The 25,529-nt window shown below is 33.4% G+C and carries 30 protein-coding genes and 2 tRNA genes; 4 read left to right on the forward strand and 28 right to left on the reverse strand.

Going from position 1 to position 25,529, the window contains the following annotated elements; translation table 11 throughout:
* Positions 1–157: 157 nt before the first annotated feature.
* From ACZIYX_RS17190 to ACZIYX_RS17225, 8 genes are all read right to left on the reverse strand, one after another.
* A complete protein-coding gene (locus tag ACZIYX_RS17190) occupies positions 158–520 on the reverse strand; it encodes a hypothetical protein (protein ID WP_462683487.1) in 363 nt (120 codons plus the stop codon).
* A 95-nt stretch (positions 521–615) separates the two neighbouring features.
* Positions 616–1,506 (reverse strand): DUF5777 family beta-barrel protein, encoded by an 891-nt coding sequence (locus ACZIYX_RS17195; RefSeq protein WP_462683488.1) that lies wholly within the window; start codon positions 1,504–1,506, stop codon positions 616–618.
* Between the two features lie 2 nt (positions 1,507–1,508).
* Positions 1,509–2,048 carry a YceI family protein gene (locus ACZIYX_RS17200; protein ID WP_462683489.1) on the reverse strand — a complete coding sequence of 180 codons (540 nt, stop codon included), beginning with the start codon at positions 2,046–2,048 and terminating at the stop codon, positions 1,509–1,511.
* Positions 2,049–2,053: 5 nt separating this feature from the next.
* Positions 2,054–2,488 (reverse strand): OB-fold protein, encoded by a 435-nt coding sequence (locus tag ACZIYX_RS17205; RefSeq protein ID WP_462683490.1) that lies wholly within the window; start codon positions 2,486–2,488, stop codon positions 2,054–2,056.
* 181 nt (positions 2,489–2,669) lie between these two features.
* Positions 2,670–3,905, reverse strand: coding sequence for an IS110 family RNA-guided transposase (locus ACZIYX_RS17210; RefSeq protein ID WP_462683491.1), 1,236 nt, complete (start codon positions 3,903–3,905; stop codon positions 2,670–2,672).
* A 118-nt stretch (positions 3,906–4,023) separates the two neighbouring features.
* Positions 4,024–4,368 carry a c-type cytochrome gene (locus ACZIYX_RS17215; RefSeq protein ID WP_462683492.1) on the reverse strand — a complete coding sequence of 115 codons (345 nt, stop codon included), beginning with the start codon at positions 4,366–4,368 and terminating at the stop codon, positions 4,024–4,026.
* Between the two features lie 86 nt (positions 4,369–4,454).
* Complete coding sequence (locus ACZIYX_RS17220; protein ID WP_462683493.1) at positions 4,455–5,405, reverse strand: cytochrome P460 family protein; 951 nt, start codon at positions 5,403–5,405, stop codon at positions 4,455–4,457.
* 67 nt (positions 5,406–5,472) lie between these two features.
* Positions 5,473–6,321, reverse strand: coding sequence for a hypothetical protein (locus ACZIYX_RS17225; RefSeq protein WP_462683494.1), 849 nt, complete (start codon positions 6,319–6,321; stop codon positions 5,473–5,475).
* Positions 6,322–6,546: 225 nt separating this feature from the next.
* On the opposite strand from ACZIYX_RS17225, the gene ACZIYX_RS17230 reads away from it, so the two are divergent.
* Entirely contained in the window at positions 6,547–7,659 is a 1,113-nt protein-coding gene (locus ACZIYX_RS17230) for a LytTR family transcriptional regulator DNA-binding domain-containing protein (RefSeq protein WP_462683495.1), read from the forward strand.
* Positions 7,660–7,707: 48 nt separating this feature from the next.
* Here the strand turns inward: ACZIYX_RS17230 and ACZIYX_RS17235 are convergent, their stop codons facing one another.
* From ACZIYX_RS17235 to ACZIYX_RS17255, 5 genes are all read right to left on the reverse strand, one after another.
* Positions 7,708–7,932 carry a site-specific integrase gene (locus ACZIYX_RS17235; RefSeq protein WP_462683496.1) on the reverse strand — a complete coding sequence of 75 codons (225 nt, stop codon included), beginning with the start codon at positions 7,930–7,932 and terminating at the stop codon, positions 7,708–7,710.
* Positions 7,933–7,949: 17 nt separating this feature from the next.
* Entirely contained in the window at positions 7,950–8,240 is a 291-nt protein-coding gene (locus ACZIYX_RS17240) for a hypothetical protein (protein ID WP_462683497.1), read from the reverse strand.
* A complete protein-coding gene (locus ACZIYX_RS17245) occupies positions 8,237–8,407 on the reverse strand; it encodes a hypothetical protein (RefSeq protein ID WP_462683498.1) in 171 nt (56 codons plus the stop codon). The genes ACZIYX_RS17240 and ACZIYX_RS17245 overlap by 4 nt, the downstream gene beginning before the upstream one ends.
* Positions 8,408–8,453: 46 nt before the next feature.
* Positions 8,454–8,600, reverse strand: coding sequence for a hypothetical protein (locus tag ACZIYX_RS17250; RefSeq protein WP_462683499.1), 147 nt, complete (start codon positions 8,598–8,600; stop codon positions 8,454–8,456).
* Positions 8,601–8,820: 220 nt separating this feature from the next.
* Positions 8,821–8,895: transfer RNA gene (locus ACZIYX_RS17255), tRNA-Pro, on the reverse strand.
* A 311-nt stretch (positions 8,896–9,206) separates the two neighbouring features.
* On the opposite strand from ACZIYX_RS17255, the gene ACZIYX_RS17260 reads away from it, so the two are divergent.
* The 3 genes from ACZIYX_RS17260 (at position 9,207) to ACZIYX_RS17270 (ending at position 11,661) form a co-directional block, all read left to right on the forward strand.
* The gene (locus tag ACZIYX_RS17260; RefSeq protein ID WP_462683500.1) at positions 9,207–10,508 is read left to right on the forward strand and encodes a cytochrome ubiquinol oxidase subunit I; all 1,302 of its coding nucleotides are present in this window, start codon (positions 9,207–9,209) and stop codon (positions 10,506–10,508) included.
* A 3-nt stretch (positions 10,509–10,511) separates the two neighbouring features.
* Positions 10,512–11,549 (forward strand): cytochrome d ubiquinol oxidase subunit II, encoded by a 1,038-nt coding sequence (locus ACZIYX_RS17265; protein WP_462683501.1) that lies wholly within the window; start codon positions 10,512–10,514, stop codon positions 11,547–11,549.
* A 34-nt stretch (positions 11,550–11,583) separates the two neighbouring features.
* Positions 11,584–11,661, forward strand: a tRNA-Pro gene (locus ACZIYX_RS17270).
* Positions 11,662–11,842: 181 nt separating this feature from the next.
* Here ACZIYX_RS17270 and ACZIYX_RS17275 read toward each other — a convergent pair.
* The 15 genes from ACZIYX_RS17275 to ACZIYX_RS17345 all read right to left on the reverse strand — a co-directional run bounded on the left by ACZIYX_RS17275 (position 11,843) and on the right by ACZIYX_RS17345 (position 25,525).
* Positions 11,843–12,625 (reverse strand): ABC transporter permease, encoded by a 783-nt coding sequence (locus tag ACZIYX_RS17275; RefSeq protein WP_462683502.1) that lies wholly within the window; start codon positions 12,623–12,625, stop codon positions 11,843–11,845.
* The gene (locus ACZIYX_RS17280; RefSeq protein ID WP_462683503.1) at positions 12,618–13,325 is read right to left on the reverse strand and encodes an ABC transporter ATP-binding protein; all 708 of its coding nucleotides are present in this window, start codon (positions 13,323–13,325) and stop codon (positions 12,618–12,620) included. Before ACZIYX_RS17280 ends, ACZIYX_RS17275 begins: the two co-directional genes overlap by 8 nt.
* Positions 13,319–14,569, reverse strand: coding sequence for a nitrous oxide reductase family maturation protein NosD (locus ACZIYX_RS17285; RefSeq protein WP_462683504.1), 1,251 nt, complete (start codon positions 14,567–14,569; stop codon positions 13,319–13,321). The genes ACZIYX_RS17280 and ACZIYX_RS17285 overlap by 7 nt, the downstream gene beginning before the upstream one ends.
* A gap of 15 nt (positions 14,570–14,584) precedes the next feature.
* Positions 14,585–15,019: a CopD family protein gene (locus tag ACZIYX_RS17290; protein WP_462683505.1), complete on the reverse strand. Its 435-nt coding sequence runs from the start codon at positions 15,017–15,019 to the stop codon at positions 14,585–14,587.
* A 98-nt stretch (positions 15,020–15,117) separates the two neighbouring features.
* Complete coding sequence (locus tag ACZIYX_RS17295) at positions 15,118–16,176, reverse strand: nitrous oxide reductase accessory protein NosL (protein WP_462683506.1); 1,059 nt, start codon at positions 16,174–16,176, stop codon at positions 15,118–15,120.
* Positions 16,177–16,242: 66 nt separating this feature from the next.
* Complete coding sequence (nosZ, locus tag ACZIYX_RS17300; protein ID WP_462683507.1) at positions 16,243–18,207, reverse strand: Sec-dependent nitrous-oxide reductase; 1,965 nt, start codon at positions 18,205–18,207, stop codon at positions 16,243–16,245.
* Positions 18,208–18,221: 14 nt separating this feature from the next.
* A complete protein-coding gene (locus ACZIYX_RS17305; protein WP_462683508.1) occupies positions 18,222–18,785 on the reverse strand; it encodes a fasciclin domain-containing protein in 564 nt (187 codons plus the stop codon).
* 10 nt (positions 18,786–18,795) lie between these two features.
* Positions 18,796–19,302 (reverse strand): c-type cytochrome, encoded by a 507-nt coding sequence (locus ACZIYX_RS17310; protein ID WP_462683509.1) that lies wholly within the window; start codon positions 19,300–19,302, stop codon positions 18,796–18,798.
* A 146-nt stretch (positions 19,303–19,448) separates the two neighbouring features.
* On the reverse strand, positions 19,449–20,684 hold the full coding sequence (locus ACZIYX_RS17315; protein ID WP_462683510.1) for a hypothetical protein: 1,236 nt from the start codon (positions 20,682–20,684) through the stop codon (positions 19,449–19,451).
* A 205-nt stretch (positions 20,685–20,889) separates the two neighbouring features.
* Positions 20,890–21,612: an iron-sulfur cluster repair di-iron protein gene (ric, locus tag ACZIYX_RS17320; protein WP_462683511.1), complete on the reverse strand. Its 723-nt coding sequence runs from the start codon at positions 21,610–21,612 to the stop codon at positions 20,890–20,892.
* A 19-nt stretch (positions 21,613–21,631) separates the two neighbouring features.
* Complete coding sequence (locus tag ACZIYX_RS17325; protein ID WP_462683512.1) at positions 21,632–22,237, reverse strand: SCO family protein; 606 nt, start codon at positions 22,235–22,237, stop codon at positions 21,632–21,634.
* A 35-nt stretch (positions 22,238–22,272) separates the two neighbouring features.
* Positions 22,273–23,046, reverse strand: coding sequence for a formylglycine-generating enzyme family protein (locus ACZIYX_RS17330; RefSeq protein ID WP_462683513.1), 774 nt, complete (start codon positions 23,044–23,046; stop codon positions 22,273–22,275).
* A 15-nt stretch (positions 23,047–23,061) separates the two neighbouring features.
* Entirely contained in the window at positions 23,062–24,522 is a 1,461-nt protein-coding gene (gene nirK, locus ACZIYX_RS17335; RefSeq protein WP_462683514.1) for a copper-containing nitrite reductase, read from the reverse strand.
* A gap of 115 nt (positions 24,523–24,637) precedes the next feature.
* Entirely contained in the window at positions 24,638–24,859 is a 222-nt protein-coding gene (locus ACZIYX_RS17340; protein WP_462683515.1) for a hypothetical protein, read from the reverse strand.
* 78 nt (positions 24,860–24,937) lie between these two features.
* The gene (locus ACZIYX_RS17345; RefSeq protein WP_462683516.1) at positions 24,938–25,525 is read right to left on the reverse strand and encodes a thioredoxin family protein; all 588 of its coding nucleotides are present in this window, start codon (positions 25,523–25,525) and stop codon (positions 24,938–24,940) included.
* Positions 25,526–25,529 lie beyond the last annotated feature (4 nt).

The following is a 25,529-nucleotide window of genomic DNA, read 5'->3' on the forward strand; positions in this document are numbered from 1 at the left end:
AGAATTTCATTCTTTTGTTTAAAACTATGGATTTCCAATCCATAGTGGTTTATTTCCTCTTCTGCTTTATTAATTGTAATTTCTATTTCAAACTCTTTACCAATTCTTATAATTTTCTTTTCCAAACCCTAAAACAAATACAAAAGGTGTCAAATTTTCAATATGACATGACTTTAACATACCAATGAATATTACAATTTAAAATTGTGCACAATTCTCCTTTTTGATTGAAAAAATTATGCTTTATTTTAATTACAGACAAATCAAAATCTGTATCCAAAATTTGAGTATCTACTTTAAACAAATCTGTAAAGTATAAGTTTTTGATTTTGTTTAGTGATTGATTTATAATCTCAAATTCGAACTTATCAGAATTATTAGTTTTAAATATTTTTTTGCCGTTTTTTGCAAAAAATTCTTTCCTAGTTATATCTGAGTACTTGTGATAAGTTGTATCAACCATCAACATAAAATCATCAATATCTTCTTGTCCGTTTACCTTAAATAATTTTTTAAACATTTTTTATTGTTTTAAAAACAACTGGGTGATATTCAAAAGATTTTTAGTCGCCTCTCAAATTCACCCAGTATTTAATCGCATTTCAATTAATTAATCTAAAAATCTTTCTTTCTCTTTTTTCCCCCTGTTTGAAATGCTCTTGAAATATTGAAACCAAAATGAATTCCTCCCTCAAAAAAATCATTTGTAGTTTCAGTAATAAAGTCTCTTTCAATCATTGTAATTGAATTAGACAAAATGAGTTGAAATACATGGCCTCCTGTTTCTATATCTACACCAATAGCCAATGTATTTTTTGTGTTTATTGATTTTAATGGATTAACTGTATAAAAATATTCAGCATTTAAAGTCACTCTATTACTAAGCTTAACACGATTCCCAAATCCAACAGCAAAAATATCATGTGGGTCTTGACCAGATCTGACCGAGTTATTATGTATATAAGTCGGTGTAATTTGTAGAGATAAAGAATTGTTTATCTTACTTGCAATTAATACCTGTGATGTGTATGCGAGTTTTGTATTAAAATCTGGTTTGTTTTCTGGATCGTAATCTTTTAGTGTTTTATAAATAGCACTACCAAATAAAGAGATACTTAAAGGAAAAGTGTTATCTCCTCTTGTTTGCCTAACTAATTGATATTTAAAAAACCCATCATAGGTTTTTTTAAATGAACTCCTACCTAAACCCAACATTAATCTATCGGATAGTCCATATTCAAATGCGAATCGAATATTAGATTGATCTAATCCAAATAATTCATCAATTCCTTGATTAACTCTACCAAATCTATGGGAAATTAAAAACTCTAATGTTCCTTTTTTTCTGTTTTCTATCGAGTGTCCATTTAGTATTCTTGTTCCCTTAAATGTAGATGATACAAACTCTTTATGTTTTGGTGTTTCATTATCAAGTACATCCATTAGGTCCTGAGAAAAAAGACCATTAAATGAAAACAATAAAACTATTATTAAAATATTTTTCATAATTAATTATATTTTTTATGGTTCAGGGTGAATGTAATTTCAATGGTTTTGGCTATGTTGTTTTTAACTACGGAAGGAATTTTGATTTCATAATCAGCTACTAAAACAGTAAATACTCCATTTAAGACAAGACTATCTTTATCAATCTCAACATTTGCATCAACCTTAACTTCTTTAGTTATACCATGTATAGTTAAATCTCCTTGAATTGATACTTTGTTTTTGTTTTCTAAATTTTCAAAATCAAGAATTTTACCTTTAAATTTTGCTTTAGGAAACTTATCTGATTCTACATAATTCTCATTAAAATGTTCTTGCATTAAGGATTTTTCGAACATAAAAGATTTCATTAATACTGAAATAGCGACATCACCTGTTTCTAAGTCAACAATACTTAATACTTGATTGTTAACAGCTTCAATGTCTTCTGCAGGTGAATGAGAAAAGAATGATATTGTACCTTGCTTTGTTAGGTGCCTATCTTGTGCTTTTAAATTGGTTATTAGTAAAAAACATACTAATACTGATAAAATATATTTCATTTTATTTAATTATTTACAACGTTACATCTGACCAAAATAACATCCATTAAGTACCCTGTACAGATACCTTTGACACTAACAATTTGACCTTCTTTAAGATTTATTAACTTCTTGTTTTCTTTTGTTGATAGATTACAAATAACAGTTCCTAAACCATCTTTTTGATTTTTGAGAGTTAATATGATGTCGTTATTCTCTGAAGCCTCTACTTTTAATATCTGTCCATTTACTTGAATAATCTTATCTAAAAACTTTTTATTAGCCACCTCTTCATCATTCTCAAATTCATACAATAAATCAGTAGCATTTGTAATAATATCTGGATTAGTATTATAAACATTTACATGTGGCTTATAATACTGACTAAGCGCTAAGGATATAATCAACACCCCAATGAATAGAAGTGTAAATCCTATTTTTTTTCGTTTAGTTAGTTTCACACGAATAAATTTAAGTTAAACATTTGTTTTTTAGTTTTTTATATAATTATCAGTTAAGGACACCTTCTAGGTAAAATTTTCACACACATGCTCTAGGCAATACTCTTTTGTGCTTAACTGATAAGGTCAGTTTCATCCTCGTGGTTTTCCCAACAGTAAAAATCGACCTTGTATTTATTTTTTATACTACTTGGATCGTTTGCTCCCCAAGGTTTTCTAATTGTTTTTTATAGTAGGCCACCAATTTGTCCCTTCTAAAATTGTTGAGATAGCCTGGGCCTAATTCTTTATAGTCTACTTTGTCTTTGATGATATGATAGCAGGCAATCAGGATCTTATGTCCTAGGGCTATAATGGTTTTCTTTTTGCCACGTCTACCGACCATACTTTTAAACTTTTGACCATAATAAGTGTCTTTTGTCCTGGATGCTGCCCAACCTAATTCTACTAAAGTAGAACGGAGGTATTTGTTACCATAAGTGATCCTGCCACTCTTGTTTTTCCCTGCACTTTGATTGCTGCCAGGGCACATCCCTGCCCAAGAGGCCAGATGTTTTTGATCCGGGAACTGCTCCATGTCCACACCAATTTCTGCGATAATGCCAATGGCCCCATTTCTACCAACTCCCGGGATTTGTTGTAACAGATCTAATTCAATACCCATTGGTTCGATAGCATCTTCTATGGCAGCATCTACTTCTTGCAAGGTGGTTTCCAATCGTTGCATATTGCCCCAAATCAGCTGTAGCATCAATCTATGGTGGTCGGTAACATATCCCTTAAGTGCCTCTTGTATATCTTTGCGATTTGCCTTAACACGCCCATGAACCATGCTTAACAATTGCTTGGGGTCATATTCCTTTTGGTTGACAATAACCCCTAGCATTTTTACCCCTGTTTTGCAAAAGGTATCGCTCAACACAACGGACAACTTGATGTTGGCATCTTCCAATATTCTTTGAAAACGATTCTTCTCTGCACCCACCATTTGGACCAACTTGACCCTGTAACGGGTCAAATCCCGTAGCTCCCTGATCTGACGGTCTGGAATGTAACTGCCCTTTAACAAACCACTCAATAGAAGTTTGCAAAGCCACCTACTGTCCTTTTTATCTGTCTTATGACCAGGAACATTCTTTACATGCCTGGCATTGACCAGCAGAACCTCAAAATCATCGCCCAAAACATTATAAACAGGCTTCCAATAAACCCCTGTGCTTTCCATGGCTATGTGGGTAACTTTATGTTTGACCAACCAATCCCTCAATTTTACCAAAGAACTTGTATAGGTATGGAAACTTTTTGTCATCGTTTTTATACCTTTGCCTTGGATGGTTACTACTACAATCTCTTTGTGGACATCCATCCCACATCCACGGGATACAACTTGCTCAAAAGCAACTGTGTCTTTTTTCATGATCCGTCTTTTTTGGTTTGACAATACAAAAAGACGGATTTTTTTGTTTACTTATTCATCCCCTTTTGTGACGGGTTCCTTTATAATTAATTTGCGCCGTAATGAAGGTTTCATATGATTAATTATTTAGCGAACCATTTTCAATCCAACATGTTATTAAATCAATTTCCTCATTTGTTAAAGAACCACCGATTGGCATTGTTCTATTGACAATTTGTTCTTTCACTATTTCTGAATTAGTGCTAACACCATTGTATGTTCTTAAATCAGGAAATTGATTACCGTTATGACAGCTTACACAATTGTTGTTTATTATTGGTTTGACTTGGTTAATAAATGATGTGTTTGGGTCACAGTCTTGAACTAATTCTTGAAAGTCTTCTTCAACATAATTTTCACAAGAAGAGACAATAACACATGATATTATTAACATTAAACTTTTTAAAAAAAAATTATTTTTCATTTTTCTTGGATTAATATAACAGGAAGATATAATCGTTAATATCTTCCTGTTAACAATTAACAAACTACTAATCAAACATTTTTTTATTAAGGAAAAATGGAAGGTGTGGTAAATACATAATCCCTGTCTTTTACCGGAACATGACATTCGATGCAGCTTTGAGAGAAGTTTGAATCTTTACCAAAAGGTTTCAACTCCTGATCAACCCATCTAGCCCAACCCCAGCCTTTGGTATCTTTATATTTATTCGAATCTCTAAACATAAATTCTGCATGAATGAAAGTTGATGGTACAACAGCAGCTTCCCAATTTTCATCTGATCTTTGGTTCCAAACAACTTTACCTAAAATGGCACCATCTGGCCATGGGTTTATCTTGTTTTCTTTAATTGCATTTATTGCAATATCATTACCTAAAATCACACGTAAAGAATTATGATCTTTTCGAAAAGAGCTACTTACGACTTGCCAACTTCTATAATCATTAGGGAATTCAATACCGTTTGGTGCATTTTTGACTATTTTCTTTTTTCCTTGATTATCTACCCATTTATTATAATCGCTTTCGAAATCTAATTCGTTTGCTCCAGAATCCTTTATTTCTAAATCTTTATCTAGACCTTTAATGTATGTTTCCAGAGCAGCTAATTCTTTTTTATTAATTTCTGCTTCAGGATGTATAAATGAATAGCTTTTAGGTGGCATTATATTCTTTTTAACCTTAGTTAAAATGTTATAAAGAATAGTCTTTTTTTCTTTTTCTGAATATTTATCCCATTCAGAAAAATTTAGTTTAGCCCTTCCTTCTGTTACATCCTTCCTTACCATTTCAGCTATAAAAGGAATCTTATTGTAAAAAGATATTTTAGTTTCATTTGAGTGACAATCATAACATGAAGTCCTTATAATTTCCCTTACTTCAGTTGAAGCTTCTGTAAAATCAGAAGTCACTTCAGGGTTAGGAACTACTTCTCTAAATTGATATCCAATTATTATAATTGTAATAATCAATATTATTCCTATCAATAATTTCTTCATATTTATAAATTGCATTGTGTATTAAATGTTTTTTATTGTTGTCACTCAAAATGAAACTGCTATTAATCTAATTTGATGCCGTAGTTGTATTTACATTAGCAATTGGCCAAACACCTGGTGCTGGAAAACTAACTCCTTTATTGTCCCCTCTTTCTAAATCTTGACCAAAGTAGTATAGTGGCCATCCTTTGTAGGTTAATTGAGTTCTGCCATAAACATCGATTGTTCCAAAGTCACCATTGTTTAAAATACTTGGTATTTGGTCTAATGTAATTTCAGCAATTGGCCAAACACCATTATTTGAAAAGTCTGGGTTGGTGAAATTATTGGTATTGTTTGTATCGTTCCTGAAGGTGTATAATGTTCTGCCTTCGATATCAACAATATAACTTGTTTCTCCATCACCTATGGTGTAATTACTTGTATAGTTATTACCATCGTGACCAACTAATTGTGCTTTAGCATACATAAGTGAGTAGTCTGGCTTAGCTACGTACCAAACATTGTTTACATCTTCTCCGTTGGTATCCCCTGCAGTGTTATCACTTGAAAAATAATATAATGGCCATCCTTTGTAAGTTGTTTGTAATTGACCATCTGTACGTGTAATGGTAGCAAAATCTGCAGCATTTAAACCTGAACCTACCGTTAGGTTATCAGAATAAAATATTGGCCAGATATCTACACACCCACCTAAACAAACAGATGTGTCTTTAGTATCTTTAGAAAAGAAGTAAAGGGTATTACCATCTGAATCTGTTAGAATGCTGCCTAATTGAGCATCCGTTGACAACTGAACTTTTGGTCCACTAGGTTCCGGATCAACATATGTATTGTCATCATCACTACTACATCCTTGTAGTAAAACCATCAATGACATAAAAAAAAAGGCACTTTTTGTAATTAAATTTTTCATTGTTTTTTAAATGTTAATTGTTTTGAAATTTTCAGCAAATCAAGCAATTACACAGAGCCTATACACTATAAATCTTTATAAGAGGGAAAAATAAGAGGTTGAAAAGGAAAAAAAAGAGCTGAAAAATTATTGAAATAATAATTTTTGAGAACATTTGGTTTATTATGAATAACTAAATTTGTAGAGAAGGAATTATTACAAATTATTACAATTTGATTTTCTAAAATGAGAAAAGACAAGCTTTATTTATTCACTTTTACATCTTTACTTTTTATTGTTTACTTAGTTGGTTATTACAGTATGAACTATCTTATAGATGTAAATACTGAGCAACTTTTAGAAATACAAATGGAATCTAGTAAAAGAGAAGCCAAAGAGTTTTCTTATATGATTTCATCTCAATTAAATAGTGGTATTCCTGAAAAAGACGTCATTGATAATATTCAAAAGAGTATAGAAAACACAGACAAAGAAACTGGTTTTATTTGTATGTTTGATTGGTCTGGAAAAGAGATTTGCCACCCAAACCTTGAAAGAATAGGAAAATATGCAGCTCCTGAAGAATCTTTTATTTCAACAATTAATGATGATGCTACGTCAAAAGATTTTTATTATTATCTAAAAAACAAAAAAGAAGGTGGGGGAATTAGAACTTTTAATGAAGAAAATAGAGAATCAGAAATTATATATGTATACCCGGTTAAGAATACTGATTGGATTGTAGCTGCGCACGCTAACACTCATAAAATTAAAGAACTAATTAGTGAGTTAAAAAACAAATTTATCATAGTCTATGCTATAACCGGAACCTTAATTGTTGTTCTTTCATTCTTCACTGTAAGACTAATAGGAAGCAGCTATGAAAATAGATTAGAATTAAAGAATGAAGAACTTTCGGACGAAGTATTAAGTCTTTCTAAATTAAATCTTGATTTAGTAAATTATAAAACCAAAATTAAATCTGAAGAATCGGTTAACTCAACTGAAAATGAGAGTTCTGATAAGCATAGAATATTGACCTATTCTAAAAATGAATTATTACCTCTTTTAATTGAACAAATAGCATATATCTATACAGAAAATACAATTACTTATGTAGTTAGTTTAGATGGAAAAAAATCAACAAGTAATAGTAGTCTTGATGAACTGTATAATAGTTTAAATAAAACATTATTTTTTAGGGCAAATAGACAATATATTCTATCAATTAATGCTATTGATAAAATTATAAGATATGGAAATAGTCAGTTAAAAATAGACGTTTTACCAAAAACTGATGCTGATATTATTATTAGTAAGAATAAAGCAGCAGAGTTTAAAGCTTGGCTAAACAAGTAGCTTTTACAGTAACCTAAGACCTGTATTTTGAATGCCTGTCTTAACGGACTAAATGTTATACGATTTTTCGTTTTTTTTATGTCTGGCAATATGAAAAGTAAGGTTCTTTTTTATACCGTATAAATCTGCTATTTCTTTTAAATATGAGTTTAACTTCTGATTTGAAATATTAGGGAATAAGTTTTTTGTTTCTCTGGTTTTAATATGCCCTTTGTATTTCTGAATTAATTCTTCAGCAATTGGAAGTAACAGAATTTTTACTTTGTTATGCATTTTTTGTCTAATAGTGATTACCCATTTGCACCATTAATACTGAAAGTGATATTATCTTCGTTGAGGTTCATTACATCAATATATGATAAACCTGTATAGCAACTGAAAATAAACAAATCTTTAACGAGATCCAGTCTTTCTATATCAATTTTTTTTTCGATAATAATTTGTAATTCACCTTCACTTAAAAACTTACGTTCATTTTTAATGTAAGTAGCCTTGAATTTTATTTTAGTTAAAAATGGCTTAATATATTTTTTAGTAGTGAAATAGTTCTTTAATGTACCATAGCTTAAAGATTCACTCATTTGTGGATGTTGTGGTAATCAATTAATGTAAGTAAAGAATATTCTTCATTATCTTCTCCCAGAAACCTTGCCTTAATAGATTGAACACATATAAAAGCTTTTTCTTTAAGGTCATCGTGAGCTTCATAAATTCTATTTTTAACCTGGTCTAAATATCTGTTGAGCAATCTAGATCCTTGTTTGTTTCCTCTAGGCTCTTCCTTTATTAGAATCCTATTCAGAAAGAACTACTTTTCTTTGTAAACTGATATTTGCGCGCTTACCGTTTACAGTTACTCTGGTAAAAACTGAAACTTGGTTGTTTTTAACACGTGTAGCATTAACCCAAAATGACAGGGTAAAGGTGGTTTGTGATTGCATAGTTGTCGTCTTTTAGTTAAACATTTGTTCAAGACGAAAGTCAAATCAACTATTTTAATTACAGTGTTTTAATCATCTATTCGGTTCCCACTTTTTGTGTTTTGAAACTGTGAACCGAATTAAACTATATTAATTCAATCCTTATGATAGTCTAAAAACCATAAAACCCTGTAAATCATACAATTTACAAGGTTTTAGTTTCTATTGGTATTCATTTTTGTCGGGGTGGCAGGATTCGAACCTGCGACCTCCGCGTCCCAAACGCGGCGCGATAACCGGGCTACGCTACACCCCGAATATGATTATCATTTTGAGAGTGCAAATATATACAAATGATTTCATTTAGGTAATAATAAAAACTATAATTTTTTCTTTATTTTTTTGCCAGCTATTATACTCTGGAAAGATAGATTTTTTTTGCATGACATTATTACTCATTATATAGATTGGTCACAATAAAAACAAACAAAAAGGCACTCTCCTTTTTATTTATTATTATTTTTTATAAATACATCCAAAAAAATCATTATTTCTTCGTAAAACCAGCTTGACAACGTATCTTTATAGCTCAATATTTGAATCCAACTTCTTCTTTAAATCTTATCTATGGAAAATCTTGATGCGGCAAGACTCCAAATGGCATTTACACTAATATTTCATATTGTTTTTGCCTGCATTGGTATGGTCATGCCTTTTTTTATGGTAGTATCTCATTATAAGTGGTTAAAAACCCGGGATAAGATATATTTAACTTTAACAAAATCATGGCAAAAAGGAGTTGCTATTTTTTTTGTAACCGGAGCGGTTTCTGGTACTGCATTGTCTTTTGAACTGGGATTGTTATGGCCAGAGTTTATGAAACATGCAGGTCCTATAATAGGAATGCCATTTTCATTAGAAGGGGCAGCCTTTTTTGTAGAAGCAATAGCCCTGGGGTTTTATTTATATGGATGGAATAAGCTGCCAGAAAAATTTCATTGGATCACAGGGGTTATAATCGGGGTTTCTGGTGTAGCATCAGGGATTTTGGTCGTGGCAGCAAATGGATGGATGAACGCTCCTGTAGGTTTTGATTATATAGACGGAAAATTTTTGAATATAGACCCCGTTAAAGCAATGCTTAATCCCGCATGGTTTACACAGGCTTTGCACATGACATTAGCAGCTTTTACAGCTACAAGCTTTGCAGTAGCAGGTATTCATGCTTACCAGGTGTATAAACAAAGAAAAGTAGAATTGCATAAAAAAGCGTTTAAAATAGCAATAACATTTGGGGCAATAGCGGCTATTTTACAACCAATTAGCGGGGATATATCTGCCAAGGATATAGCAAAAAGGCAACCCGTAAAATTAGCTGCAATGGAAGCACATTATAATACAGAAAAAAAAGTGCCTCTTTATATTGGCGGAATTGTAAATGCAGAAACACAAGAAGTAAATTATAAAATAGCTATTCCGGGGATGTTATCTTTTCTGGCTTTTGCAGATTTTGATGCCGAAGTAAAAGGACTAAATGATTTTCCTGAAGAGGAACGTCCAAATGTTCCAATAGTACACTATGCATTTCAAATTATGGTAGGCATAGGTACGTTATTGCTTTTTGCAGGATTATTTTATTTTATTTCATTAAAAAAGAAAAAGTGGTTTAACAATAAAAAGTACTGGTTGTTGTTTGTGCTATTGGCTCCTTTGGGGTTTATAGCTTTAGAAGCAGGATGGATAGTTACAGAGGTTGGGAGGCAACCCTGGATTATTCATAAAATAATGAAAACGAAAGATGCAGTAACACCAATGCCGGGTATCGTGTTCAGCTTTTATATGTATATAATAGTATACCTGTCTTTGTCTGTAGCGGTTACATGGTTGATGATTAGACAGATAAAAGTTTTAAATAATTCAAATTCTTAGAATATGTTGTATGTGGTATTATTTTTTTTGATATTCTCTCTGTATCTTTATGTGCTTTTGGGAGGAGCTGATTATGGGGCCGGTATTGTAGAACTTTTTTCTTCAGAAGAAAATCAAAAAATCACAAAAAAAACAATCTATCGTGTAATGGGACCAGTATGGGAAGCGAACCATATTTGGATCATCATTTTAATAGTAATCTTATGGATAGCATTTCCTGTGTATTATAATATTATGGTAGTGCATTTACATATTCCTTTAACTATTGTTTTGCTAGGGGTAACATTAAGAGGGGTAGCTTTTGTTTTTAGACATTACGACGCTGTTATAGATAATTCTCAAAAACTGTATGATGGTATGTTTATGGTATCCAGTTTAATTACCCCCATATTTTTAGGAATTGTATTTGGGGCATTGATTAGTGGTAAAATTAATATTACAGAGGATATAAGTACCTTAACTTTTTACCAAGCCTTTATAATGCCTTGGTGTAACTTGTTTAGTATATTGGTGGGGTTATTTTTTGCTGCCCTCTGTGCATTTTTATCCTCTGTTTTATTAATAGGAGAATCTGTGGGGGAAAATGTAAGGATTTATGTAAGAAAATCTATTATTGCTACTATAACTGTAGTGCTTACCGGAATAATAACTTTTGGGTATGGATACATCTCTGGAAACGTGTTTGTAGAGGATTTTATAAAAAATCCTTTTGCAATTATAGCTGTTGCGCTTTCGGGAGTATTATTGTACCCTTTAAGAAGAATGATCAAAAATGGAAATACAGTATGGAGCAGGTCTTTGGCAGGTGCACAAGTTTTTTTAATTTTATTAGCAGCTTTGGTTGCTCATTTTCCAGACATTATAATAACAACCAACAGTAGTGTGAGTTTGATAGAAAATATAGCACCAGATAGCGTTATTAAAGCATTGGGGATATCTCTTATAATTGGGGGATCCGTAATTTTGCCAGGACTTTTTCATTTATTAAAGTCATTTAAAATGATAAAAATTCTAGAACAGAATAATAATTCTTCGATTTAATCATAAGATTATTATATTTGCACTCTTATTTTTTCGGGATGTGGCGCAGTCCGGTTAGCGTACACGGCTGGGGGCCGTGTGGTCGCAGGTTCAAATCCTGTCATCCCGACCAGTACAAACCGTTCATTTTCAATAGATAATGAACGGTTTTTTTAGTTCTACACATTAGGGGTTGGTAGTATCTGGATAAAGAGGTACTACCATGGTGGTATGGGATCCCAACCTCTTTCAGAAAGGTTTGTAGTGGATAAAACGTGCCTTTGGGAGCTTTTAATTAGGGTTTGAGCTACGGGTTAAAAGTCTTTCTTTTTGGATTTTATTATAATCCTGAGTATTGGGATCATAATCCAAACCAACAACATAAGCAATGAAACGACTAACCCTAAACCAGTACCAAAGAATTTTTTAAAAACTGCTCCTGTATATCCTAATAATGCCGAGATATCCAGTTTTAATAAAATCAGGGTTCGGGACAGGTCTATAGGGTTTAACATTGTGCCAAATAGGGATAATTTGTCTAGCGGATAATCTTCAAAAAATATTAAGGACATCAAGAAAATACCATCATAGATAATTGCCAAAAAAAGCCATAATAATACGGCATACCCAAATCCTTTAATTTTGTTCTCGTTAGAAAGAGATATGTTAAAAGCTATAGCGGTAAAAATAAAGGTAAGGAACGCTCCTGTGGTAAGCAGCACAGAAAAATTCCAGATACTATCAGATTTAAAAATCCCATATACAATAAACGGAATCCCAATACCCAGAACCAGACTCATGGTAAGCGATAGGGATACTCCAAGGTATTGCCCCAAAAATATGGAGTTCCTTTTTAGGGGTTGTGCCAGTAATAGTTCGGTAAATTCTTTAGAATTATAATAGTACATGACCCCAAAAATGGTTCCTATAAGGGGTACGAGAACAATGATTACATTCATAAGTGTAATAATGGCTTTAGACAGATCATTATTAAGAAAAAGCAATACGGTGCCCAATAGCAGATAGAATAAAAAATAGACATAACTCCAGCGGCTGCGCATTAAATCATAAAAACTATATTTTAATATTTTAAGCATAACTGTTTTTTAATATAGATGCAATGGCATATTCAAAATCAGATTGTTTGGTTTGAGCTTTTAGCTTTGCTATGTTCCCTCTGAAATATATTTTTCCTTCTAACAGGAATACAATTTCATCAGAAATCTCTTCCACAAAACTCATAATATGTGAGGTAATCAAAATGGTTTTTCCGTTGGTTTTTTCTTTTCTGATCAGTTCTTTTAATCGGATCAATGAAATGGGGTCCAGTCCGGCTGTAGGTTCGTCAAGGATAAGGATGGGGCTGTTAAACATAAAAGTGAGCACAATATTTACCTTTTGTTTGGTGCCGCCAGAAAGATTGCCTAGTTTTTTGTTTAAAAAAGGAGCTAGTTTAAAAAGTTCTATGAGCTCCTGATCGGCATTGGTATAACCTCTTATATCCTTGATCATTTTAAAAAGCTCTTTTACTTTAAGGTTATTGGGAAAATTGGCAATCTGGGGCAGGTAGTCGATTTTTTTTCGGTATTGCCAGTTATTTTTAATGTTTTCGCCCATAATCCAAATGGATCCCTGTGTAGGGACTACCATGCCAAGTATACTTTTTATCAAGGTGGTTTTTCCAGATCCGTTAGGACCAAGTATAGCAAAGATACCACCGTTGTTTATAGTAAGATCCACCCCGGTTAATACTTTGTTTTTTTGAAACGTTTTGTGCAGGTTCTCTATAGTTACCATTCTATTTTATGTATTAAAGGGTGATGATCCAATAATTTGTCGGGTGTAAATACAGGGGATACTTTTTCAGAAAAATCGATAAGATCGATAAACAGGCTACGCAATAAGATAATGGTTTCGGGAGTACGGTTTACGATATACGAAAATAATTTTACCGGACGATAAGGGACATCCCCGATACCGTCTTTGTTTAAATCATAGCCGGTATATTTGCTCCAATAATTACGATCAAATATATTGTCGTTTAGCTTACTGTTATAAGAAATATCAAAAGAGTTGTTTAAAAAATTATTTTGCACAAAAGTATTGGTATAGCAAGCACCACGAACTTTTATGGCCCACCCGTTATTGATAAAGTTGTTTTTGTTGTATTGTATGCGGTTAGACCCTTCGATATTAATGCCAATAGTATTTTGCTCGAAAGTGTTTTCTGCAATCTCTGCATCGTTTATTTCTTTTAGCAACATTCCATAAGATGCAGAACCCCAGTTTTCTTTAAAAATATTATGGTACATTTTTATCTTTTTAGAAAACATAACAGCTACACCAGCACCATTTTTTTCGAAGGTATTGTCTTTGTATATATCGTTATTAGAAAACATAAAATGAAGTCCGTATCGTATATTATGAGAACTAACGTTGTTTATAATGCTGCAATCGTCAGAAAATTCGAGGTAAATCCCATCCCGCACTCTTTGTACAAAATTATGTTCTATTGTGATATTTTTACTGTACCATAACTGGATTCCATTGCCAGAGTTGTACTCTTCTATGGCATCACCAATAATTTTGTTATGGTAGATTTTACCATTTCTTGCTTTTTCAAGATAAATACCAAAGAACAATTTTTCGAGTACCACATTTTGGATCACAAAATTTTTGCTTTTTTTTACTCTTATAGCTGCATAGTCTTCGGTATAGCTGGTACCTACATTAATGATAAATAATCCATCTATGGTAACATGGTCAGATACAATAGTAATAATTTCTCCCTGCCGTTCCCCGTCTATAGTAGGGTAATTATTTCCTATAATAGTTAAGGGTTTGTCAATAAGTATATTATATTCTTTGTATATACCCTTTTGTATTATAATAGTATCATGAGCAATAGATGCTTTTACGGTTTGGATTATAGATTTATGGGTACAGGTTTTGCATACGGTTAAGATATTACCATACGTAGCAGTAACATGTATTCCTATAATGATTATAGTAAAAAAAAACTTTTTACACCTTTTGTACATCTGGTAGTTTGTTATTTATAAAAGCCCTCCGCTACGTGCACTGAATCCTGTAAAGACAAAGAGTACAGAGATTATTGTTACGGCAATAATATGAAAGGCAAGTGGTTTGAGTTTCCTTTTTGGGATCAAAAAGAATCGGGCATGAATAGCCAAAGCGATCGTACATAGCAGCAGCCCCAGTTTTATGGTTATATGTTTGGTATAATGATCGCTAAAATCAAAATCCAACAAGCCAGGCGCATATACCGTTGTGATATATATGCCGGTGATCACCAATATAACAAGAGAGGGTATACCAATAGATTCATACTTAGACTCAAACGATTCGATAATACCAAAATCATTGTGCTTTATTGCTTTTGGCAGATATGCCAGGGATAGTATCAAGTGCCCGCCTGTCCATATAGTAGCAGAGATAATATGTATAAATATGATCCATTTTAATCCCATAATTGTATTAGTTTTATTTGTTTAACCCGCATTGAAGGGTTTAATGCTATATTAAGGGGGTTATCTCGAAATAAAAGAAAAATTTTTTGCAAAGCCTTTTAAGGTTTGCTTTGACCAGAATAATTGATTTTTGCTAATAGTTCATGCCAGGTATATAGTTTACCACCTTTTTCTTTTTGTTTGATTAGGGCATCTTCTTTATGTTTAAAAGCAGAAAGATAGGCACCCATAGGACTTGGAATTTCTTTACTGATTAAAAAAGTTGCTTTGGTAGCATCGGTTAATGTTTTTGGGTCGTTATAATCGGTAGAGAGGTAAATGTCGATTGTGGTGGTATCTATATCTTTTAGATTGTTAATCATGCACTCGGTAGCATCAAATTTATATACTTTCCCTTTTTTGGTGACTATTTCTGCGGCATGTAATTTATCAACAATGGTCATTTCACAATAATGACAACCATCGATCCCGTAATCAATAGCTGTTGGTCCTGTGTTACAAGAAATAAATACCAGTGCAAGGCCAAATAGGGTAAATATAGATTTCATTTTATTTTTTGAAATGAATATATGTTTTCTGCTTTCTTTTTTTCCTAATATATAAGCTATAAAGGTGAGTGCCATACCAAGGGCCAAAAAATAAGAACCTGTTTGGGGGTAGGAATGTGCTTTGAAATTAAGGATATCTTTAGAACCAAATAATGGGGGTTGAAATCCCATAACCGTACCATCGGGATTGGTAAACTTAAGAATAGCTTTGGGATCTAAGTTATGCCCGTAATCATGTTCCCATAGATAAAAATCATAAATACCAGCTGCGGCAAGAACAGACATGAGGGCAAACCATCCTAAGTACCATTTGTAATTTGCAAAAAGGCCAATACAAACTCCCAATGCAGCCATGATACCAATAACCCAGGGAAAAATTTTAAACTCCGGGATAGTTTCAGGAATATACTGCATACCTACATAATGATTCATCAGGTTGATGTTTTTGATATCATGCGGATGTGTATCACTAAAATCATTGATATAGATATCCATTCCTAATGGAGTAGGGTATTGGGGGGCTTCCAGAGTGATGTTCCATAAAGGAAACATAAATAATGCTATTATTAATAGCGCTCCCAGAATCATAATTAATTTTGATTTTTGCATGCCAATAAGGTTTTAAAAGCGGATGGTATATTAATATCACCCGCTTTATAGTGTTAATTATTGGGTTTAATCTTCTCCCAAAGACCAGCTCAACGCAATATCTGAATCCTTTGGAGATACTCTTACATATCCTTGCATTTCTTGATGTAGTGCAGAACAAAAATCTGTACAATAGAAAGGCCAGACTCCTACTTGCTCCGGATACCAGACAAAAGTTTCTGTCTGTCCGGGCATAATCAACAGCTCAGAGGTATTTGCCCCAATCATACTAACACCGTGAGGGACATCATAATCTTGCTCTAAATTGGTGATATGAAAATATACTTTGTCACCAACTTTAATACCTTCGATATTATCCGGAGAAAAGTGGCTTCTTATCATAGTCATATATACATGAACTTCATTTCCTTCTCGTACCACTTTGGTGTCCTCATCAGATTTGGCAGCATATTTATGCTTGTTTTCTTCGAGCTTAAAGATTTTTTTTGATTTTGGTTTTATAAGATCTGCGGGGCATCCGGCTGCATAATGGGGTTCTCCTACGGTAGGAAAATCTAATAATAACTCCATTTTTTCTCCGGTAATGTCATACAATTGTGCAGATTGGGTAACCTCTGGCCCTGTTGGTAAATATCTATCCTTGGTAATCTTGTTCATTGCTAATACATACTTGCCAAATGGTTTTGCAGAGTTTCCTCCCGGGATCATTAAATGTCCAACAGAGTAGTAGGTAGGTTTTCTATCTATTACTTCCCAGGTTTCTAATTTCCATTTTACAACTTCAGAAGAAATAAAGAAGGTAGTATATGCATTTCCTTTTCCGTCAAACTCTGTGTGTAAAGGGCCTAACCCGGGCTGTTCTACGACTCCTGCCAGTACATCTTCAAATTTAAGAATCGGGATACCATACGCTTCTCCGTCTATTTTATTGTTTTCGATAGCAGACATCATTTTTGTAAACGAATGCACAGTAAGATTAGCAGATAATTTACCGTTGCCCACAATATATTCTCCACTGGGGTCTACATCACACCCGTGGGGGGATTTTGGCGTTGGCAGCAGATATACTAATCCGGGGCATTCTGCCGGATCTAATATCTTAACCTCTTTTTTCATAGTAGAGGTGGCGGTATGGGTATGCTCATCATATACATTATGCGCATAATTTGCAGGGACGGTTTTAAATTTTCCCGCTTTGATATATTCTTCTGCTTTTTTCCAGTTTACAGCAGCAATAAAATCTTTGTCGTTTTGCGAAGCATTTACCTCTAGCAATGTATTGGCTTCTTCTGTATTATAGGTAGTAAAAAAGAACCATCCGTGGGATTTACCACGACCGGGGTGTGATAAGTCGTAATTAAAACCAGGCATTAAAATTTGAAACTCCAGATTCATTGCCCCGTCTGTAGGTGCTATACTTATAAATGATAAAGCGCCCTTAAAGTTGCCTTTATATTCTTTGATAGGTATATCTTTTTGAGGCACAGGTACAGAAAATCGGGTTCCGGCCACGACATATTCTGAGTTTTCTGTTACAAATGACGAGCTATGATTACCTGCACTATTAGGGATTTCGATAATCTCTGTAGTTTCAAAAGTAGTAAGATCTATTTTTGCAATACGTGGGGTATTATTAGCATTAATAAATACGTATCTGCCATCGATTTCACCTGCTGTTTGCGAAATATCAGGGTGATGAGAGTCATCCCATGGAATAAAACCATAGGAGGTATTAAGCATAGGCTTGGTCTCTTCATTATATCCCCATGCTTTTTCTGCGTCTTGTGAGAATACCGGGATTATTTTAAACAATCTCCCCGAAGGAAGCCCATATACCGATAACTGACCACTAAAACCACCAGAGATAAAAGCATAAAACTCATCGTGTTCTCCAGGTGCTACATATACTTTTTCTGCTGCCGAAGAATTAAGGGCCCCACTTCTTTCTGATGTAGAACCGGTCTTGGTGCAATTGGTTACCATAAGGGTGGTAGCCATTAAAAGGAAAAATAGATTATATGATTTTTTCATGACTTTTTTCAAATTTAGTTAGTTGGAAGAATAACTTTATCTACCAGATGTACAATACCATTTCCTGCCTTTATACTAGCCAGGATTTTAGCTCCTCCTATGTAGACATCTTCTCCTTTTACATCTACAGGTATATAAGTATTATTGGCTTGTCCTAATTTTTTAAATTTTTTTAAAAAATCTTTGGTGTAATTACCGGGGGTAACATGATTTTTGAGGATATGTGCCAATTGTGCTTTGTTTTCTGGTTTAAGCAAAGTTTCAAGGGTACCCTTTGGCAAAGCATTAAAGGCATCATCGGTAGGGGCAAAAACCATTAAGGGTCCGGCGTTTACCAAAGCGTTTTCTAACTCTGCGGCTTGCACCGCAGCAACCAATATAGTATGATCCTTAGAGCCAATAGCAATGTTTAATACATTGGGGATAGCTTCATCATCTTTTATAAACGCTTGACCCTGTGTGTTCTGTAATTCTTTAACTTCTTTTGGTGCTGTCAAAGTTTCTTTTTGCAGGTTTTTATCTTTACATCCAATAAAGGCAAAAGTTATTAATGCGTATATAAATAATACAGGCTTCATGATTATGGTGTTATAGTGTTCTAAAATACTCCAACACAGCTCTGGCATCTTCTTGTGTTAAACCTTGGTTTGCCATTGGCGAACCGTTAAACTCCATCAATAATTCTTTTGCCAATGGATCCTTTTCTACCATTTCTGTCGGGTTCAGGATCATATTCATAACCCACTCAGGAGATCTTCGGTTTAATATTCCGGCAGGAGCAGGGCCAATAAATTTTTGTGTAGGTTTATGGCAGGCCATGCACATTTTTTTAAATATATCCTGCCCTTTTAGAGCCATTGTTTGATCTATCTCTGCAGGCAGTTCTACAGATGTGACCGGACCAATCCCTTTGCTTTCCAGATCTATTTTTGTTGAAGCAGGAGTTGTGGTCACAACCTTGGGTTTTTCAGATTCGGATTGCTCTGTAGCGCTCTTTTTTCCTATCGTTATTTGTTCTTTTTTTTCTTGTTTGCCTCCGCAGCTTAGTAATACAAGGATGTTTAACAAGACAATGATTTTACCAAATTTGTTCATCTGTTTATTGTATAAAATTAGCTATAGATACCCTTGTTATTAAAATTTGTACAGGCAAGGGTATATTAGATTAAAGAGCAAATGTATAAGCTATTCTTTTTTTAAAATATGATTAAAATCATAATTAAGGATAAAATAGTCTTTTATTATTTTTTTGCTGTTTTTGTACGAATTAATAAGTGCTTTGGTTTTGTTTGACAGAGTAGCAGATGAAGTATAGCGATTATCATAAAACTAGATATAACTGCCAGGGATATGAAGTAGTATGGAAATAAAGAAAATTGTAACCAAGTGGCTAATCCCTTGTATATAATAAGGAGTTCTGACCCAAAAAAACCTATAAGAAATAGTAGTACTGAAACTTTGGATAGCCTAAGTAGCTGTAGATGGCCAAGAAAAGCAAAAATACACAAGCTTACGACTCCAAGAAAAGTTAGATGAAGGTACCCTATCACAAAATCCGGGATGCTATAGGCCAGTTTAGAAAAATAAGGAATGGCAGAGATTGCCTGCAATGCAATTTTAAACCCCAAAAGAACCAATACTATTTTAAGAAGTGTTTTTTCTATACAGGTAAGATGTTTATATAATATGAATTGATATTCTAAACCAATTTTTACTACAATGTAATATGCTATGATTTGAAATATAGCGCCGGCTCCCCCAAGTATATAAAAAACAGGATGAGGTTCTGCCCATAAAACAGATAAAAAGAAAGAAAATAAGATTCCTGTTTGTAGAGCGAAGTATAATTTTTTTGATTTTATTTTGGAAATGAGAAGGTTGTTTTGTTCGAGTATATAAAAAAACACACCAAACAGAGCTATGGTATACCAACCGTTATATTGAAAATGAAGATAAAAATAGATAGCGATTTTATACCAGATAGAAGTATTTCCCAAAGTATTCATAATAGCTCCCAAAGCCCACGGACCAATACTGGATAATACCATGTAATAGAGAGAAGTACGAATATAGATGTACGAAAGGGTACTTTTTTGTTTTTTGGTAGTATGGGTAATAAAGAACCAAACAAACCAATAGGAGGTGAGTAAGAATAAGGTAGAAAAGATAATTGAAAACAGGGCATATCCTGTAAAAGGGAATGTAACAAGCATACCGATTATGGTTACTTGTGTGCTACAGAATATAATTTTATAAGTTCTTGAAATTTCTTTTTTTGCCAGGTAAATTTTGTAAATCAATGTGGTTAATGCAGTATATGCCCATCCCAATAAGGCGATATGAGAATGTGCATGTACAATATATTTGTAATTTGCAGGAATTACCATAACAGTAAATAGCCTTAATATTAATCCTAACAAGGCAATGATAAGGAAGTATCCTAATGCAATATGGATATGTTTTTTAAGATATACCATCTGTAAAATAGAAACCAATACAAATAAAGCGAATATTTTGGTACAGACCTCTTTGTTTTATATGGTTAAGAAGATTTCTTTTTATTTTTTTTGTTATAGAAGGTAAAAAGAGCCACCTTTTTGCAATAGGATAGCTCTTTATATTGAATTAAAAACTTTTTTTGTTTATTGATCTCAGTTCGACCTGTGTTGAATGGTATTTGGATCAAGATTTCATTTTCTGTTCTAATTTTATTGCTTTAGGATGAAGAATATTATTTTCTAAGTGTATATGATGGTGCAAATCCTGTTCAAATTCATCTAGTTTTGAATATAATGCTTTAAAGGTATTACAAGCTCCTTCTGGCGGAGTATAATTATTACTTAATTGTGCTATTTTTTTAAAAATATCTCCGGCATTTTCATGTTCATACTCCATCATCTGTATAGGGTTTTTGATAGTTCCAAAATGAGATAGTGGTAGGGCAGTGTCGTTCTTTTCGGCATTGATCAATTCTGTTATATACGGAAAAAGAACATTTTCTTCTTTTTTCATGTGGGAAGATAGTTCCTGAGCAACTTCAGCAAATAATGCTTCTATAGCTACTACTTCACTATAATGAGCTCCATGAACTTTTGCCACCCTGTTAGTGTATTGCAACAATAATGGGATGTTTTCTTCAACATATTTATGATGAATGTTAACAATATGGTGAATCAGAAAATTTAGATCCCAACTATTATAATCGTATGCATTTTTAATATCCAGATTAACCGAGGATAATTCTTTTTCTAAAATCTTATAGTCAACATTTTTATCTATACAAGCATTTTTGACAGATACACCTCCACCACAACAAAAATCAATACCATATTTTTTAAAAATATGCGCGGTTTTGATGTTTTCGGTTACAATTTCTGCTACTGTTTTATGTTCTGAGATAGTCATTTTTTTCTTCTTTTATACATTAATGTGCTAGTTCTATAATTTTTGCAACTGTTTCTTTGTTATTTACTCCCAAACCTTCTTGTTGGTGTACCAACTCTCCTTTTTGATCAAAAACACTTATGATATTAGAGTGAGAAAAATCCATTGGGGATATTTTTTTATAGTTTACAGCTAATACTGCTGCAAATTCTTGGGTATCTTCTTTGGATCCTCTAAGAAATATCCACGAATCTGAATCCATATCATTTTCTACAGAGAATTTTTTTAAACGTTTTGGGGTATCTGTTTCCGGATCAATACTTACCAGGATTAGTTTTACATTTTTCTTTTTGGTTTCGGGTATTTGGGCTTCGATACTTCTCATATCGGCAACCAACCTGGGGCAGGCAGCTTTGCAAGATGTATAGATCATTACCATTACCAAAACGTTTCCTTTTAACTCTTTAAGCTCGATTTCGTTATTATGTTGTGTTGTCCAAACCGATGGGAGGTTATAGATCGATAGCTCAGAAATAGGTTGATTCTTTTTTTCTGTTTTTATGGCAATAGGTTCTTCTTGCTTTTTTTCTTGCATACAAGAACAGGACAGTATTACTACTAATAGTAGTGCAATTTTATTTTTCATTTTTATGTAATTTAACAGCGTTGTTTGTGCACGGTTTATAAATCTTTGGCGCATCTGAACCCTAAATTTTTTATTGCATACCGGGCTTTTACACTTCCTCTGAATGCATATCTCATAAATGCGGCATAGTTCATCAAATCAGATGCACCTACTGCGGCACTGCCACAAAACAGGTTACTGTCTTTATCTACATCTTTACGAGATTCTCCCGAGATAAGCACAGAATTAAAATCCATGGTCCATTCCCAGACCAATCCGTGCAAATCGTATATACCCCAATAGTTTTTGAATGTTGATCCTATTACATTATTAAAAGATTTTGGGGATTCATACCAATCCAGTATATATTGATTATAAGTTTCTTTTTTTCTGGCATCTGCGGTATGTTCATCAGCCATAGCTGCATATTCCCATTCATCTACGGTTGGTAGTCTTTTGCCCAGACATTCACAATATTTTTTTGCAGCAAACCAGGAAACGTTGGTTACCGGGGCATTGGGGAGTAGCAGGTTTCCCGGATTGTCATTTGTTTCCCATAACATCAAATAGTTTTTATCTGCAAATAACCTTTTTACTGTATTTCGCTTCCATTCAGGATATTTTTGTAGAAATATTGAAAACATGGAATTAGATACGGGATAGATATCCATTAAAAAGGAATCTATTTTTATTGCGGTTGAATCTATCCCGTACAAAGGAATATATACTCCCCCTTTAACAATAACCATATCCTGGTTTTGTGCAACTACATTATGTGTTAATGCAAAGCAAAGAATAAGAAGGGATATTGTTTTTAATAAAGGGTTCATTTGTTTCTTTTTGGTTTAGTGAATATTTCTTCTGCTGGCTACCATTTCCGGAGTAACTTCTTTTTTAGAATTTCCCCAACTATTATATATATATGTAAGAACATTAGCTACTTCTTCGTCTGTTAAATCTTGCTTGGTCATTACACTATTATATTTTTCTCCGTTTACTGTGATTTCACCTGTTTTTCCATGCAATACAATATCGATGGCACGGTTTATATCAGCATTTAGGTAATCAGATTTTGCCAACGGGGGGAAGGCATTAGGTATTCCTTGCCCTTCGGCTTGATGGCAAGCAAAGCAGGTTTGCATATACCTGTCTTTACCATACTCCATTTTTTCTTTAAAAGTAGTAGTGGTTTTCGCATCTGCCACACCTTTTTCTGATGGCATTTCCTGGATTCCTCCTCCTTCTGGTTGATAAATACCTTCTTCTTGTTTTCCTGAGTAGATGGTTTTATTTTCTTCTCCTTGTACTTTAAGCATCCCGAGAGCCCCTTTGTTGAATGCTCTAAAAATAGAGTGATCTACCAGAATAAAAGTTCCGGGGACATCTACTTTAAATTCTACTATGGCAGCACCACCTGCGGGAATTAAGGTAGTTTGTACATTTTTATTAATAAAATCACCTCCTTCAACGTGTACTGTGTCAAATATTTCGCCGATTACATGAAAAGAGGATACTAAGTTGGGACCTCCATTTCCAACATACAGACGTACCGTTTCTCCTACATTGGCTGTGATTGCATTATCCCCGGTTAATGATCCTACTTTACCATTAAAAACTACGTAATCCGCATCTTCATCTACTGCTTTTTTCATATCAAAAGGCTGTAATCCTCTATCACCGTTTTCTCCTTTGGTATAAAAATCACCTTGCATAACGTAGTACTCTTTGTCTACATCGGGCAAACCTTCTTCTGGTTCTACCAGGATCAGCCCATACATACCGTTTGCTATATGCATTCCCACAGGCGCAGTGGCACAGTGATATACATACAGTCCGGGATTAATCACTTTAAATGAAAATTTTGCCTCATGCCCGGGAGATATAAAAGAAGATGTAGCACCTCCTCCTGGTCCTGTAACTGCATGCAGGTCTATATTATGAGGTAGTTTGTTATCAGGGTGGTTTTTTAAATGAAATTCTACTTCATCACCAATTTTGGTTCGTATAAAACTTCCGGGAACCGATCCGCCAAAGGTCCAGTATATATATTTTACTCCATCGGTCATTTCTCCTTCTTTTTCCAATATTTCCATGTTTACAATAAGCTTTTTTGCTTTCCTTTTTCCAGTAGGTTTAGGAACATTTGGGGGAGATGTTAATTCGGCAATCATTTCACTATCAACAGGAATAGTTTCTGGACTGTAATAGTTTTTTGTTTCACCCTTTTCTTTGAAACAAGAAGAAATTCCTAAGAGTAGTAGTAGACCTAATGCCGGTATACTTAGCTTTTTAAATTTAGTATCCATTGTAGTAATGATTTTTATTAAATATTAAAAGACCTTTTTATCTTTTATACAAAAATGCATATTTGACGCCTATTGATATATGATATTTGTCATTCTTTATAAAAAATAATATTAATTATAATTTTAATTTTTTGTTAATGTATTGATTATAAGTTATTTGTGTTAAATTTGGAATATGTTTTTGGGAGCATACCTCTCGGGCTTGCTTTGATGTTGTTAATTCTGCAAGAAAAATAAAGGTGTGTGCAGATTTGATATAGATATCACTCATAGAGGAGTCCTTTAGGCTTGCTGTATACTTTATACTTCCAGCTTTTACATTTTCAGGTTTTTTCACTTAAAGACTTGCCATGGTTTGTGTGAAAAAATAATAAATATGAAAAGCCTACTACTTTCGCATTGGTTATATAGGCAGTTAGTGTAGCTCTAATAAATCTTTTATTATTGATTTCCCTTTATCTTTATTGTACCAGATTTGAAGATTTTTTTTAGCTATATCATCTATTTCGCCATGTTCTTTTTTGTATGCTGTTACCAATTCTGTTGCAGCTTTTGACCGAGGTCCCCAGACATGTAAGACTTGATTGTGCGGATTTGTAATAATGAGTTTCGGTATAGATTGAGTTCCATTGGTTAAAAATTGATTCATGAGCTCGATATTCTCATCTCTAAGTACTATTTTTAAATCGATACTAGGTACTGCCTCTGCTATTTTATTAAGAACAGGAATTGTTTGTGCCCCATCTGCACACCAACTTTCTATAAGAATCAGCCATGTTTGTTTTTCAGATGTTTTTTTGAAAGCATTAATTTCTGTTTCTGTAAGTACAATAGTTTTATCTAATCTTTTCATTCTGCTGGCATTCAGCCTGGTAAAGTTTATTCGGACATCTGTCTGTTCCTTTCCGGTTGTTTGTTCTTTAATAACAAGCTTCTCTATCAGCTTGTTATATTTATGATATGTAATTCCTTTATTAATACTATCTTTTATTAGTTTATCCATTTTT

Source organism: Aquimarina sp. (genome assembly GCF_977115655.1).